The sequence below is a fragment of the Alteromonas sp. G5_S2_22_S1 genome (genome assembly GCF_054968525.1).
The window spans coordinates 79,944-93,704 of sequence record NZ_JBQKUJ010000010.1 but is presented as its reverse complement, the minus strand read 5'-3'; the positions used below and the strand labels follow the sequence as shown (position 1 = coordinate 93,704).

15 protein-coding genes and 1 pseudogene are annotated in these 13,761 nt (G+C 43.5%); 10 read left to right on the top strand and 6 right to left on the bottom strand.

Annotated features, from left to right (window positions below):
- Positions 1-154 precede the first annotated feature (154 nt).
- The 5 genes and pseudogenes from ACTRWF_RS12160 to arsB all read left to right on the top strand — a co-directional run bounded on the left by ACTRWF_RS12160 (position 155) and on the right by arsB (position 3,708).
- The gene (locus ACTRWF_RS12160; protein WP_012519524.1) at positions 155-841 is read left to right on the top strand and encodes a protein-tyrosine phosphatase family protein; all 687 of its coding nucleotides are present in this window, start codon (positions 155-157) and stop codon (positions 839-841) included.
- A 138-nt stretch (positions 842-979) separates the two neighbouring features.
- Entirely contained in the window at positions 980-1,312 is a 333-nt protein-coding gene (locus ACTRWF_RS12155) for a metalloregulator ArsR/SmtB family transcription factor (protein WP_012519525.1), read from the top strand.
- 115 nt (positions 1,313-1,427) lie between these two features.
- On the top strand, positions 1,428-1,895 hold the full coding sequence (locus ACTRWF_RS12150) for an arsenate reductase ArsC (RefSeq protein ID WP_023559869.1): 468 nt from the start codon (positions 1,428-1,430) through the stop codon (positions 1,893-1,895).
- 62 nt (positions 1,896-1,957) lie between these two features.
- Positions 1,958-2,640: pseudogene (gene arsH, locus ACTRWF_RS12145) on the top strand (arsenical resistance protein ArsH).
- 12 nt (positions 2,641-2,652) lie between these two features.
- The gene (gene arsB / locus ACTRWF_RS12140; protein WP_012519528.1) at positions 2,653-3,708 is read left to right on the top strand and encodes an ACR3 family arsenite efflux transporter; all 1,056 of its coding nucleotides are present in this window, start codon (positions 2,653-2,655) and stop codon (positions 3,706-3,708) included.
- A 146-nt stretch (positions 3,709-3,854) separates the two neighbouring features.
- On the opposite strand, the gene ACTRWF_RS12135 is transcribed toward arsB, so the two are convergent.
- Positions 3,855-4,253 carry a response regulator gene (locus tag ACTRWF_RS12135; protein ID WP_012519529.1) on the bottom strand — a complete coding sequence of 133 codons (399 nt, stop codon included), beginning with the start codon at positions 4,251-4,253 and terminating at the stop codon, positions 3,855-3,857.
- Positions 4,254-4,431: 178 nt separating this feature from the next.
- On the opposite strand from ACTRWF_RS12135, the gene aceK reads away from it, so the two are divergent.
- From aceK to ACTRWF_RS12120, 3 genes are all read left to right on the top strand, one after another.
- Positions 4,432-6,165 carry a bifunctional isocitrate dehydrogenase kinase/phosphatase gene (gene aceK / locus ACTRWF_RS12130; RefSeq protein WP_462835619.1) on the top strand — a complete coding sequence of 578 codons (1,734 nt, stop codon included), beginning with the start codon at positions 4,432-4,434 and terminating at the stop codon, positions 6,163-6,165.
- A 220-nt stretch (positions 6,166-6,385) separates the two neighbouring features.
- Positions 6,386-7,066 (top strand): response regulator transcription factor, encoded by a 681-nt coding sequence (locus ACTRWF_RS12125; RefSeq protein WP_012519531.1) that lies wholly within the window; start codon positions 6,386-6,388, stop codon positions 7,064-7,066.
- Complete coding sequence (locus tag ACTRWF_RS12120) at positions 7,063-8,469, top strand: ATP-binding protein (RefSeq protein WP_462835618.1); 1,407 nt, start codon at positions 7,063-7,065, stop codon at positions 8,467-8,469. The genes ACTRWF_RS12125 and ACTRWF_RS12120 overlap by 4 nt, the downstream gene beginning before the upstream one ends.
- A 13-nt stretch (positions 8,470-8,482) precedes the next feature.
- On the opposite strand, the gene ACTRWF_RS12115 is transcribed toward ACTRWF_RS12120, so the two are convergent.
- Together ACTRWF_RS12115 and ACTRWF_RS12110 are read right to left on the bottom strand one after the other, a co-directional pair.
- Entirely contained in the window at positions 8,483-9,040 is a 558-nt protein-coding gene (locus ACTRWF_RS12115; protein ID WP_462835617.1) for a DUF3833 family protein, read from the bottom strand.
- Between the two features lie 57 nt (positions 9,041-9,097).
- A complete protein-coding gene (locus tag ACTRWF_RS12110) occupies positions 9,098-9,658 on the bottom strand; it encodes a chalcone isomerase family protein (protein ID WP_023559871.1) in 561 nt (186 codons plus the stop codon).
- Between the two features lie 107 nt (positions 9,659-9,765).
- Between ACTRWF_RS12110 and ACTRWF_RS12105 the strand changes: the two genes are divergently transcribed.
- Both ACTRWF_RS12105 and ACTRWF_RS12100 read left to right on the top strand, forming a co-directional pair.
- A complete protein-coding gene (locus ACTRWF_RS12105) occupies positions 9,766-10,689 on the top strand; it encodes a 1-aminocyclopropane-1-carboxylate deaminase/D-cysteine desulfhydrase (protein WP_348680610.1) in 924 nt (307 codons plus the stop codon).
- Positions 10,690-10,862: 173 nt separating this feature from the next.
- Positions 10,863-11,108, top strand: a complete 246-nt coding sequence (locus ACTRWF_RS12100; RefSeq protein WP_012519537.1) for a DUF4282 domain-containing protein — start codon at positions 10,863-10,865, stop codon at positions 11,106-11,108.
- Positions 11,109-11,177: 69 nt separating this feature from the next.
- Here ACTRWF_RS12100 and add read toward each other — a convergent pair whose 3' ends face one another.
- The 3 genes from add to ACTRWF_RS12085 all read right to left on the bottom strand — a co-directional run bounded on the left by add (position 11,178) and on the right by ACTRWF_RS12085 (position 13,754).
- Entirely contained in the window at positions 11,178-12,191 is a 1,014-nt protein-coding gene (gene add / locus ACTRWF_RS12095; RefSeq protein WP_012519538.1) for an adenosine deaminase, read from the bottom strand.
- Between the two features lie 287 nt (positions 12,192-12,478).
- A complete protein-coding gene (locus ACTRWF_RS12090) occupies positions 12,479-13,291 on the bottom strand; it encodes a sterol desaturase family protein (protein ID WP_015067871.1) in 813 nt (270 codons plus the stop codon).
- Positions 13,278-13,754, bottom strand: coding sequence for an SRPBCC family protein (locus ACTRWF_RS12085; RefSeq protein WP_462835616.1), 477 nt, complete (start codon positions 13,752-13,754; stop codon positions 13,278-13,280). The genes ACTRWF_RS12090 and ACTRWF_RS12085 overlap by 14 nt, the downstream gene beginning before the upstream one ends.
- Positions 13,755-13,761 lie beyond the last annotated feature (7 nt).

Here is a 13,761-nt window from a genome sequence, read left to right as displayed (position 1 = left end):
CCCTGCTCTAACGCCCCATGGTACTTAATGCTAAAGCCGATAGTAAATACTTAACAATGGCTTTTATACCTTGGACAATAAGTAAGCAAATGTGTAACGTAAGAAGGTATTAACAACGTCACTATTTAGCCGTGTCAGCATTGAGCTTTCCATTATGAAAAAGACCCAACTTGCAGTACTTGCAAAAATGAAAAATACACCATCGCTTCAAAAGTCTAAATTAGGTCGCGTTGTTACTATTGCGTGTATTAGCGTAGGGCTAGGATTGAGTTTATGCGCAAACGCTTATCATGAAGACAGTTCAACACAGCAAGCAGGTGACGAAACGCCGATGAGTACCGCACCGCCCCTTACAACACTCACCAACTACCAACAAAACGCGCCCTTTATGTATTCTTCTGGCTTGCCTGATGCCTCTCATCTTTCTTTGCTAAAGGAGAAAGGGCTAACTCACGTTATAGATTTGATCCCGGGAGATCGAGCGAGTGAGATTTTAACTACCTCAGAATTAGGGCTCGATTACTTTAATGTACCCGTTGATTGGGAAGGCCCTACGCTCGCTAACTTTTTAAATTACGCAGCGTTTATGCAAAACGTAGATGTCAATAAAGATAAGGTACTCACTCACTGTAAACTGAATTGGCGGGGTGCCGCTTTTACCTACCTATACAGAATTAACGTACTTGGAGAAAATGAACAAACTGCCAAGAAAGATCTTATGGCTATTTGGCACCCTAACCCTACGTGGTATGCCTTTATGAATGAAGTTATCACCCACTACAATGGGGTAAACGGTAAACAAGTAGCGATGTCGTTTGAGGCCGCCTCTGAAAGCCAATAAATTTCAGCGCTTCCTTAATTAGTTTTTTAAACCACTTCATTCCTATTACACATATATGAAATTTCAGATACCTTATTGACACATATGAAATTTCATATACGATACATCACATACGAAATTTCATATGTGATGGAACTTATGTCTACGTGCTTACTTTCGCCCTTAACATTTTTTAAGTGCCTGTCAGAAGACACCCGCCTAAAAACGCTTCTTATGCTTAGCGTGAAAGGTGAATTGTGTGTGTGTGACCTTACCGACGCCCTGCAATTAAGCCAGCCAAAAATTTCTCGACATCTTGCAGACCTTCGCAAGTGCGGCTTAGTGCTTGATACGCGTAAAGGTAAATGGGTGTACTACAAACTTCACCCTGAATTACCGTCTTGGGCATTAGAGGTTATAACCAATACAGCCGCACACAACGGTGAGTACATCAACGGCCCATTGGCCAAGTTAACGTGCGCTGACTGTTAATATTTCTACCCACAACATTAACCATAAAACGTTAGTTTAAGACCGGTGTTCACCATCAACCGTTTCATATCTACAAAGGTTACTTCGGTAACACAAGACTATTAAAAGGTGCTTCATGAAGATTCTATATATTTGTACGCATAACCGTTGTCGCAGCATCCTGTGCGAAGCTATCACCAATGCATCTAAAGGTAATGTGGAAGCACGCAGTGCGGGAAGCCAGCCCGTAGGTGAAGTACACCCGCTCTCCCTTAAATATTTGGCCGAGCGTGGGATTGATACCCAGGGCCTTAGAAGCCAATCTTGGGATGAGTTTGAAGACTATAATGCCGACCTTGTGGTGACGGTATGTGACTCGGCAGCAGGCGAATCGTGCCCCGTGTATTTTGGTAAATCACTTAAAGTTCACTGGGGCTTGGAAGACCCTTCGAAACTAAAAGGCACAGAGGAAGAAAAAGCGAAGGCGTTCAATACCACCATCGATATTATCGAAAAGCGTGTTGCCGCGTTAGCTGAGCTTGCTGACAAAAATCTAGATAAAGCCGCGCTTAAAGAGGCGCTATCAAATTTAGGAGCGAATTAATGAGCAAGGAGGTATCAAACAACAGCACACCTTCTGTGCAATCACCGTCTGATAATGCGGTAATGGAACACATGCACAAGCCCATAATGGCAAACTTTGCTTCAACGCTCTCACAGCATAAACCCCGTATTTTATTGCTTTATGGCTCACTTCGCGAACGCTCATACAGCCGCTTGGTCATTGAAGAATCCGCGCGTTTGCTTGAATACTTTGGTGCAGAAGCCAAAATCTTTGATCCTCGCGGTTTACCCAACCCGACACCGAAGATGATTCACACCCGAAGGTTAAAGAGCTACGGGAATTGATGATGTGGTCTGAAGGGCAAATATGGTGCTCACCAGAGCGTCACGGCAGCATTACTGGGATCATGAAAAGCATTATAGATTGGGTGCCGCTCAGCCTTGGCGGCGTGCGCCCTACGCAAGGTAAAACCTTGGCAATTATGCAGGTCTCAGGGGGGTCTCAATCGTTTAACGCGGTAAACCAAATGCGTATTTTAGGTCGTTGGATGCGTATGTTAACTATTCCTAATCAGTCTTCGGTAGCAAAAGCGTTTCTCAAGTTTGAAGAAGATGGCCGAATGAAACCTTCTCCCTACTACAACCGCATAGTAGACGTGGTGGAGGAGTTAGTTAAATTCACCTTGCTTACCCGCGACAACAAAGCGTTCTTGGTTGATCGCTACTCTGAGCGCGTCGAAAGCGCCGATGAAGTCAGCAAACGCGTTAACCAAAAATCGATATAAGAGAGTTATAAAATGGGATTTTTTGAACGTTATTTATCGGTATGGGTCGGCCTTTGTATTATAGCCGGGGTTGGCTTAGGCTATGCTGTTCCGGGCCTATTCGAGTCGATTGCGGCGTTAGAATACGCGCATGTTAACTTAGTGGTTGCCGTACTTATTTGGCTAATGATTTACCCGATGATGGTGCAGATTGACTTTGGCTCTATCAAAGACGTGGGTAAAAAGCCAAAAGGCTTAGTGCTTACCCTTGTTGTGAATTGGCTAATCAAACCCTTTACCATGGCCCTTTTAGGCTGGCTATTTTTTAAAGGCATTTTTGCCGACTGGGTAGACCCGCAAACGGCCACTGAATATATCGCCGGTATGATCTTACTTGGTGTAGCACCTTGCACAGCCATGGTATTTGTATGGAGTCATTTAACCAAAGGTGATGCTAACTACACACTGGTTCAGGTGTCGATTAACGACCTTATTATGGTTATTGCGTTTGCGCCACTTACCGCCATGCTGCTGGGCGTAACAGATATTACGGTACCCTGGGATACGCTGCTTCTTTCGGTGGCCCTTTACGTGGTACTTCCCCTTGTAGCTGGCTATATAACCCGTCGTAGTTTAGAAAAGAAGAAGGCGACTACGTCAGGCCAAAATGCTGGCACAGACACAGGCGCTATCGATGCACTGGTAAATAAGTTTAAGCCGTTTTCAGTTATTGGCTTGCTCTTGACCATTGTGATTCTGTTTGGCCTGCAGGCAGAAACTATTCTCTCGCAGCCACAGGATATTGTGCTAATAGCAATACCTTTGCTTATTCAAACCTACGGTATTTTTGCTATCGCCTATTTTGCCGCAAAACGCCTGAAGCTGCCTCACAACATTGCAGCCCCTGCATGCATGATTGGTACGTCTAACTTTTTTGAACTGGCCGTAGCCGTAGCAATTTCCCTGTTCGGGCTACACAGCGGTGCCGCGTTAGCGACCGTAGTGGGCGTTCTGGTTGAAGTACCAGTAATGTTGTCGCTTGTGTGGTTTGCTAACAGAACGCGTCACTGGTTCGATGGGGCGAACTGATATCGTTTCAGACCAGTAAACACTGCGCTGGTGTAACATTGTGGATACCAGCGCGATTGTAAAAGCAGCGCTTTAACGAAGAGATAACAAAGAAGGGCGAACCATGGGTTCGCCCTTCTTTTTTAACCAGTTACGCGGTTTTGCAGCTACACAGCAATAGCAGTTTGATAGGTATCAGGAAGAATAAAACCGAAGCGGTGTAACAAGGCTTTTAACTCGTCTTGCTTAATGGGCTTTTCTATAAAGCCCAATGCACCTAACGACATTACCTTTTCTTGCATCATTGGCTGAATGTCGCCGGAAACCACGATGACAAAGGTTTCTAACTGACGGTGTTTAATTTCACTTAGAACACTAATACCACCTAAGATAGGCATGGTGAGGTCGAGCAATACCAAATCTATGGTGTGATGCGCTAGTACTTCTAAAGCGTCCATACCGTTAGACACTTCATAAATGGTTTCAGCAAAGCCCGTAGGTAAATTGCTTCTTGCCATTTTTCGTGCGAGCGCTGAGTCATCACAAATTAATATATTAAAACCCATCAGCTTCAATCGTATAATTGGTTATTAATCCGTCATCAGAATACCTTAAACGAAAGTATAATAAAACAAAAAGTACCTGATTTATGGCTACTTACGCGCTATGTTCAGCAAACTCCCCTCACTTAAGGGCCGGTTTTGTGGTAGATATAACGTGGAGTGAAAAAAGGAATACATGCCCATGCAAGAGTTAGCTGCAAGCCAAGATAAGAATTTGGTGCGAAAGGTGGCCTATCAAATTTTATCCCATTTCGACAAGAGTTATCGGTGGTTCACCCGCATCACCCGTGGCGCTCAAGAGCGGTTTGAAAAGGGCAATTGGAAAGAAACCCAACTCGCCTCAAAAGAACGCATCACCATATACGAGCAAAGTTTATCTGATGCCGTTGCTGAAATTTATCAGTTAACGCAGGTCCATCAAAAAGACGACGCTTTCTGGCAACAGCTTAAAAAAGTGTTCGCCTTACAGCTAGAGGGCCACCCGCAGTTCGAGTTGGCAGAAACCTTTTATAATTCTGTTATCGGCAGACTTTTCAAGCATCGCAAAATTGACAATGACATGATGTTCGTATTGCCCAGCCGTTGCTTTTTACCAGGGCAAGACAGGGACAAGGTAGTTAATAGCTTCGATACAACAACAACCGTGCGTGAGATGTACGAGTCTATTTTCAAAATTTACCGCTACAATATTCCATTCGAGAATTTTGAGCGCGACCTTCAGCACTTAGAAGAAGCTCTTCGCGCACGCCTTGACAAAGCGCAACTAGCAAGTGTTCAGGCAGTAGAAATTCTTAAACCTACGTTTTTCAGAGGTAAAGCAGCTTACCTCATTGGGCGTATTTGCATGCCAGATGAAACCCTGCCTTTTGTTATCGCCATGCGACGATACAATGACCCCAACATGTTCGTTGATGCACTGCTTACCGACCGCAAAGATTTAAGCGTTATATTCGGGTTTGCCCGCAGCTACTTTATGGCTGATACTCAAAACCCTGCAGAAGTGGCTGCCTTTCTTCAAGAACTACTTCCCAACAAAAAGCACTTTGAGCTTTATATGTCGATGGGCCACTACAAACACGGCAAAACGGTTTTCTACCGTAACTTTTTGCAGCACTTGAGTGAGTCAACCGATAAATTTGAAGCGGCCCCGGGAATACGCGGCCTTGTTATGATGGTATTCCACCTACCCTCTTATGGTGTGGTGTTTAAAATCATCAAAGACGAATTCGCTGAAAGTAAAAAGATCACGCGCCAGCACGTTAAAGAATGCTACAAGCTGGTAAAAATGTCAGACCGCGTGGGCCGAATGGCTGACACCCACGAATACGTAAACTTTAGATTTCCGCTAGATAGAATTGAGCCTGAATTAATCGAAGAACTAAAAGAGACGTGCGCCTCGAGCTTAGAATTCACTGAATCTGAACTCATCATTAAACATATGTACATTGAGCGGAAAATGACGCCGCTTAACTTATATCTACAGCAAGAAACAGACGAAGAAAAGGTAACACGAGCGTTAGACGAGTTGGGGCTTTGCATAAAACAAATAGCAATGGCCAATATATTTCCGGGAGACATGCTACACAAAAACTTTGGCATCACCCGTCATGGCCGTGTGATATTTTACGACTATGATGAAATATGTTTAATGAACGAGCGTAACTTTAGGGCATTGCCAAAGTCGGATGACCCGTATGCTATTGATACCCTTTCCGTGGCCCCAAACGACGTATTTCCCGAACAATTCGAACACTTCATTGTAGGGAAGCGCAAGTTTAAAGATATTCTAAAGTCGCTACATGGTGACCTTATGACCCCCGAGTACTGGCATGAAGTACAAAAAAAGTGCGCCCGGGGCGATGTTCAACATTTTACGCCATACCGGGCAAACAGGCGATTTGACCGAGACGAGTAAGGCTTAGCCATAAGTCTAAGCCTTGGTAAACACGACTAATTCCGAGCTACATACCAAGGCTTAAAAGTGATCGTTTCATTACTTAACACTCGTAAAAGCATAAGAAAGCGTTAATGCTTTGCGACTGTTTGAGTTCGCTTGCTGTAAAACAATCTCCTTTTTAGGGTAGCAGCAATGCCAATCAAGCGTGTGAATGTAGATAAACAAAAGAAGCGTAATAATGAAAGTGCTACTTGTAGAAGATGATCCTAAAGTTGCCTCGCACATTGCAAATGGACTATTGGGTGAAGGGCATGAATGTATTACCGTTGGTGACGGCGCATCAGGCTTCAACGAAGCCTCAAGTAATGAGTTAGATGCGGTAATTTTAGACGTAATGCTGCCGGAACTTGACGGTTTTTCTGTCTTGGAAAAACTACGAGAGGAAGGTAACACCACACCCGTTCTGCTATTAAGTGCCAAGAGCCAAGTTGAAGACAAGGTAAAAGGTCTACGCACAGGCGCAAACGACTACCTGACCAAACCTTTCGCCTTCGAGGAATTGTTGGCGCGTGTTGAAGGTTTAGCTGGCCGCAACAAAGACGGCGAAGATAAAACCCTCATCAAAGTCGGCGATCTCACCCTCGATTTAGTAAATCGCAAAGTGTTGCGAGGCGATCAAGAAATTGATCTTCAATCGAAAGAGTTTCAGCTTTTAGAGTGTTTGCTTCGTCACAAGGGTAAGGTTGTTACCCGGAGCATGCTGCTAGAGCAAGTTTGGAATTATCATTTCGATCCGCAAACCAATGTTATCGACGTGCATATTAGCCGCTTGCGACAAAAAGTTGATAAAGCGTTTAATGTTCCGCTTATTGAAACCGTTCGCGGTACCGGTTATCGCATAGCGGATGGGCTTGCATGATAGCGATACGCGACTTTACGCGTAGCTCCAGTTTTCGCGTAGGCGTATTGCTCACAACCCTAGCTTGCATAGCCATTGTTCTAATTGTTTATTTTTGGCGATTAACGAGTAGCGATTTATTTATTTCCGAATCTAATGCTGCCGTTAACGCCAAAACAAATGCGCTTGTCACCCTGTACGAAAGCCTTGGCATTGAGGCAGTGAGAACGGCTATTGCCTCTAATAGCCTCACATCTGGCGTTACTGCCTCGGATATCGCTCATGGTCAACCCTCTGATAATACACGCTCTTTCGTAGTACTTAGCAAAGATAACCAGATTGTAGCGGGTAATTTATCATCCATTCCATTGGTGTTAGAACGCCATACTGGGGCAAGCTTCGATACCGCAGAAATAGTAATTACCCGCCCTGGTAACGCGGCTCGCAAAACACTCCATCAAGCCCTAATGAGAGAAGAAGCCCTTGGCGACTATACGCTTTATGTTGGACGTGGCATTGATGATTTGTACAGCGCCCAGTGGTTTGGAAAAACCTTCAGCTGGATTATTGTTGTCCTTTTATGCACCTTGAGTATTCTTAGTTTTGCTATTGCGGTTTACGTGGTGAATCGAATAAATCGTATGTCTCAAACTGCAGATAAAATCATTAAAACCGGTAGCCTGCAGGAGCGACTTCAAATTGACAGCAACTGGGATGATTTAAGCAGCCTTTCCATTGTATTCAATCAAATGCTCGATACTATCGAAAGCTCGGTAAACAACATCAAGTCGGTAACCGATAGCATCGCACATGACTTGCGTACCCCGCTTTCAAGACTTCGCAACACCCTAGAAAAAATTGAAGACGACGAACTTCGCACCGACACCACGCAAGAAGCCGACAACTTACTTAACATGTTCAACAGCTTGCTGCGTATTAGTGGACTCGAGACAACAAACAAGAAAGAAGGGTTTTGCACTACCGATGTCCGTGCCATTGTCGAGGACGTTGTCGACCTTTATCATCCACTGGCAGAAGAGCGTAATATTCATTTATCAAGCAGCCTTGCACCGGTCACCATGACGGTGGACCCTAATTTGCTTTTTCAAGCAGTGGCTAACGTACTTGATAACGCCATCAAATACTCTCACGACGATAGCGAAGTAACCGTTGAACTATGTCAAACACCTCACCATTTCGTTATATCTGTTTTTGATGAAGGGGTGGGCGTAGGTGAAAACGAAATTATCAATTTAGAGCGCCGCTTTTATCGCGCAGATGGCAGCAGAACCAGCAAAGGAAATGGGCTGGGCTTATCTCTTGTATCGGCTATTGTAAGGCTTCATGAAGGGAAAACATGGTTCGTTCACGACCCTTTAATGAAAGGGCATGGCCTGGGCGTCGTGTTTACATTCAAACGTTAACGTAGAAGCAGCCTTAAGGCTGCTTTTGCATAAATATGGTCACTTCGGCCATGACAATACCAAACTTACGAATGTACGAGCGGTTCATCATGGTGCTGTCATCAAATGCCCAAAACCAATCGTCAAAGGTCACCGAATAGGTTGTGTCATCCACCGGTAAATCCATTTCGTAGTGAAAGTTGAACGCATTGCCGTAGCTTGTGCCTTTGGCCGGTCCGTCGATGTCACCAGCCCGCCCTACATAGGTATTATCACTCTGTTTCACAATTTTCCAAGTGCGCGAAGCCGGCCCCTCGCCTACACCGTAATCAAACGTTTCGTCTAGCGTGAGTGTATTGCCGTTAACTGAACCGTCAATATCAACTACAAACCTCTGTACCACCTCGCCTGAGCGATTTTGAACAATACCCCATGCCTTCACATTTCCATCGAAGAACTGTTCAATATTAAACGTAGGGGCTATCGACTGATAATCTTCCCCTTCAACTGACACAGAGCAGCCCGAAAGGCCTAGTACACTTAAACTAGCTATGCTTAAACCCAGCACTACTTTCATCGCATTTTTTATCATTGTTATATTCCTGACATACCAAAAGATCCGCAATATTTTAAAAGGGAGATGATTCTCTTATCCTTCCCCGAGTAACTTTTTCCTAAACTTAGGCTCTGACGTTTTCTCGCTCAGCCAAATATCGAAAAAGCGCTGGGTGAATGTCGCGTCTTGAATTTCATCTGACATTTCCCCATTGACGTAAAACACACTGTTACCGCCTTTTGTCGCAATACCGGTAATGACATCGCCTTCTGTAACATCAGGAAAAATATCTTCCATCAACGCCAGCCATCGCTCGGCATTGTCCGAAGATACATCGCCTTGCTTTTTCATTTCATCAATGGAGCGCTTGGCTATTTTCTTCCCTTCAAGGTCACGCTGATAAGTTAAACGCAACGCAAAGGGCGGTTCGTTGTTGTACGTACCGTTAGGCGCGATTAACTCTCCGGTATAAACATCCCAAAAGTAGTAAGAAAACATTCCTTTGCCCACTAATTTGGCATTAGGCACATACTGCGAAATAGGCTCAGACTGTACTTTTTTTGAGCTCGCTGCTGCCGCAAAAGCGTTATCTTCCATGAACATCGCCCCCGCAATGAGCGCTATAGAAAATATCAACGTCGATTTTATAGCCATAAATTTGCTCGAATTAGGTGTAATAATAGTTAGGTTCTTTTCTTAACTCGCTATCTGGTTATACTCTTTCCACCATGCATTTGATCAATAACAGATAGGCGCTTACCGTGCTATCCCTTGAAGATTTCAAAACTTCACTCACACTTCCTTCGCCTGTAGAACCGTTTTTTCCAAAATGGAAAGGGGCTGAGAAGGTATCGCTCTTCGTTAAGCGAGACGACGCCATACACCCTATTATGTCGGGGAACAAATGGCGCAAGTTAAGTAACGCTCTTCCCCCTTCTCTACCCAAGGCAATAGTGAGTTTCGGGGGCGGTTTCTCTAATCACCTCCACGCCCTAGGCTTTATCTGCTTTAAGTTGGGTATCCCTTTCACCGCGATTATTCGAGGTGACTATTCGGCTACCCCCTCACCGATGATTAAAGACTTGATACAGTGGCAAACTCACATTGAATATGTGGACCGTATAACCTACAAAAAACGTAGCGATAGCGCTTATTTAAATGAACTAAAGCTGCAGTTTCCCGATGCGATTATCATCCCAGAGGGCGGAAGCCAAGCCCAAGCGCTTCAAGGGATAAAAGATATGGTCGATGAAATCGAGGTAGACTTTGATTTTATCGTCGCGCCAGTCGCAAGCGGCGCAACCTTGGCGGGAATTATAAACGCATTAAATAAACGTAATCGTACAACGGCTACTGACTTTCGTTCTCTTCATAAAGTCATTGGCATAGGCGTACTAAAAGGTGAAGGCTATTTAGAGGGGTTGGTTCAGAAATTTCTTCCGATATCTAAACACCAGACAAGTTGGCATATTGATCATAACTATCATTTTGGTGGCTACGCCAAAGCGCCAAATGAGCTTCAAACCTTTTGCAACGACTTCAATGACAACATGGAATTTAAAATAGAGCCAGTTTACTCAGGCAAAGCCTTCTGGGCAGTTAAAGATATGTTGGCTAAAGGTAAGTTCGAAGACCGTTCTCGCATTGTTGTATTGCACACGGGCGGTTTGCAAGGTGCAAGGTAACGTATTGTTATTACAAAGCATTGTTTTAACTATGTTTGAGTGATACAACTAAGTACGTGGGCTTGCTCACATTACTCGTAAATTATAAACCAACAATAACAAAAAGAAGTTTGTCGCAGGATGCGGTATAAAAACTAAAGCTTGCTACCTGCAAACTTCATCAAGGAATGATTATGAAAGATATTTTCTTTTTCGACTCAATGCTAACCCCTAAAATAATTACTTTTGTCTATTGGCTGCTATTATTGGGCTCTGTAGTCAGTGGCGTATCTACAATGTTTGTTGGATACGATGCGAGTTTCGTATACGGGCTATTTATCGTTGTATCAGGGTGTATTGGTGCAAGAATTTGGTGTGAACTACTTATCGTTCTTTTCAAAATTCACAGTAACCTTCAAAAAATTGCCAATAAAGAGTAACTTTACTTCTGATTAAGGGTGCAGCTCTACGCAGCACCTTTAATCAAAACGAAATACCTGAAGCAAAAATCACGCTACGGCAACAGTCTCCGAATAACGTGTTAGCGTATCCAAGTATTCCAGTTTACGACTTTCAGAAAGCCAACTGGTTTTAAAACTGTTCGCAACGAGCGTAACCAAGTCCTCTTTACTAAATTGCCCTTCTTCTTGTAACGCTATCAGGTTTTCATTTAAGTAAGCTCTAAAATAAGAAGGGTCATCCGAATTGATACTTGGCAGCAACCCTTGTTGCAGCATCTTTTTCAATTCTTTAGAGGTAAGTGATTGAACTACAAACTTGTTCGAAACCGGACACACGGTCAATCCCAAACCTTTCGATTTTGCAAGCTCACATAACGCGTCAGATTCTAGGATATTTACACCATGGTCGATCCTGTCTACTTTAATATCCTCGATAACCTGCCGAATATGCTCTAGCGTATTATTTTGATTAACATCGCAGTGCATCGTCAATTTAAGGCCCCACATTCGTGCCTTTGAAAACACCTCGGCAAACTTCAATGGTGGGTTATTCTTCTCATCGGAATCAAGGCCTACTCCTATTAGTTTGTCAAGATGAGGCTCAGCCATATTTAGGTGCTCCATTGCTGATTCTGCGGACATGTCTCGCAAAAAACATAAGATAAGCTGGCTTTCTATGCCTAATTCAGAATGCGCATCCTTCTGCGCTGCGTGTATTCCACTAATAACGGTATCGAAATGCACGCCTCGTATTGTATGAGCCTGTGGATCAAAGAAGAGTTCTACATAAACTATGTTTTGCGCTGCGGCTCTCTTAAGGTATGCCATAGTGAGTTGGTAGAAGTCGTCCTCTTCTATAAGAACGCTCATACCCGCATAGTAAATATCGAGAAAAGAAGGTAAATCGTAAAAATCATACGCATTTATCATTTCTTCAGGCGACTTTGCTTTCAGTGCAACCTTGTTTTTCTGTGCCAAAGCAAAACTTAGTTCCGGTTCTAACGTGCCTTCGATATGAACGTGAAGCTCAGCTTTTGGCATTTTTTCTATAAACTCTTTCATTGTAACTCCCCTACTACTGAGCGCCTTCTTAATTAATGTAAAAACTTGGCGAGCATAATTTTGTCACCCAGAAAGAAATGAAAGGCAAAAAATGTGCCCGTATAAGAACCAGCTTTGGCTCTTCACCTTTCCTCAGTATTTTAGTTAGGGCTTGAAGAAAGTTTTATTTCCGCTTCGTCGTATCTAGCGCTGCTTTATTGCTTTAATTCGGTGCGTTATTGAACTCTAAATCGTGCAAATTGAAAGTTTTGGCTGTGCTATAACTTTAATGCACTAAAGTTATTTCATCAATTTTCAACAGGGTAACCAAACAGCCTTTTGAGCTTGGCTTTTAATCCTTTATCCTGCTGAAGCTGGTCAACAAGTACGCCAAGCTGACTGAGATTGGCGCTAAGTGGGTTATCCTTCGGCATCTTCCCAACAATGCCGTACTTTATCGTTATCGTTTTGTCTTCACGAACAAAGGTGCCAAATAACTTGTCCCAAATGATAAGCACGCCACCGTAATTTTTATCAATATAGGGAGCGTTCGTCGCGTGGTGAATGCGATGATGCGTAGGCGTATTGAAAATATGTTCAACCCAGCCTAAATGTCCAATTGTTTGCGTGTGAACAAAAAACTGATAGGCCAAATTTATAGCCACAATGGCAAAAACTAAGCTTGGCGTGAACCCAATTAAAATCATTGGCACCCAAAAGAGCCACATTCCCACAAATGGGTACAAAATGCTTTGCCTAAACGCCGTGGTGAAATTCATTTTTGTTGAGCTGTGATGCACCACATGAGCCAGCCAAAACCAGTGTATGTTGTGTGAAGCTCGGTGAAACCAATAATACAAAAAGTCTTGCAGGATGAAACCTGCAAAAAGTGATAATGCCGTAAGCTCTATGTTAAATAACGAAAACTGGTGTAACCATAGAAACAAAGGCATTAATAGTAGTAATACCAAAGCATCAGAGCCCTGATGAAGCAGTGCAAGTAAGGCATTGTTCACACTGTCTTTTACGTTATAAAACTGCCGTGCTTTTTTGAACTCCACAAAAACACAAAGTAAAAAAACCGGGCTTAAGCCAAGTAAAATAAGCTCAACGGGAATCAAAACGGGCTCCTAATCTATTCAAACATTGCTCAATATCGTTTTGTAAAAGGCGTTGAAGCAGCCAGCGTGGTATATACCAAGGCGCACGACACCTTATGCGATAAGAAACCAAAGTAGCATTCTCTTGAGGCACAAACTCGATAGACCCTGTATGCGCTTGTACGGGAAAATCATCGACAACACGATATTCAATACGCTTATCATCAGCGTGAACCATTTCCTCTTTAAACCGAACGCCTAGTATTGATACTTCTCGAACGCAGCCTTTCCCCCCGCTTATTTCATTTGTATTTTCTTGCCGTAACACACTAAAAGAGGCGTTGAAAAAATCACTCAAGTTGTGGTGGTCTAGCAAAATATCACGCAGCGCTTGGGGTTTCGCTGCTATTTTCTTCTGGTAATAAACATTGACCATTTGACACTTATCTTCTTTTCTTATTGTGACTCCAACGCTATCAAGCATAATTTGA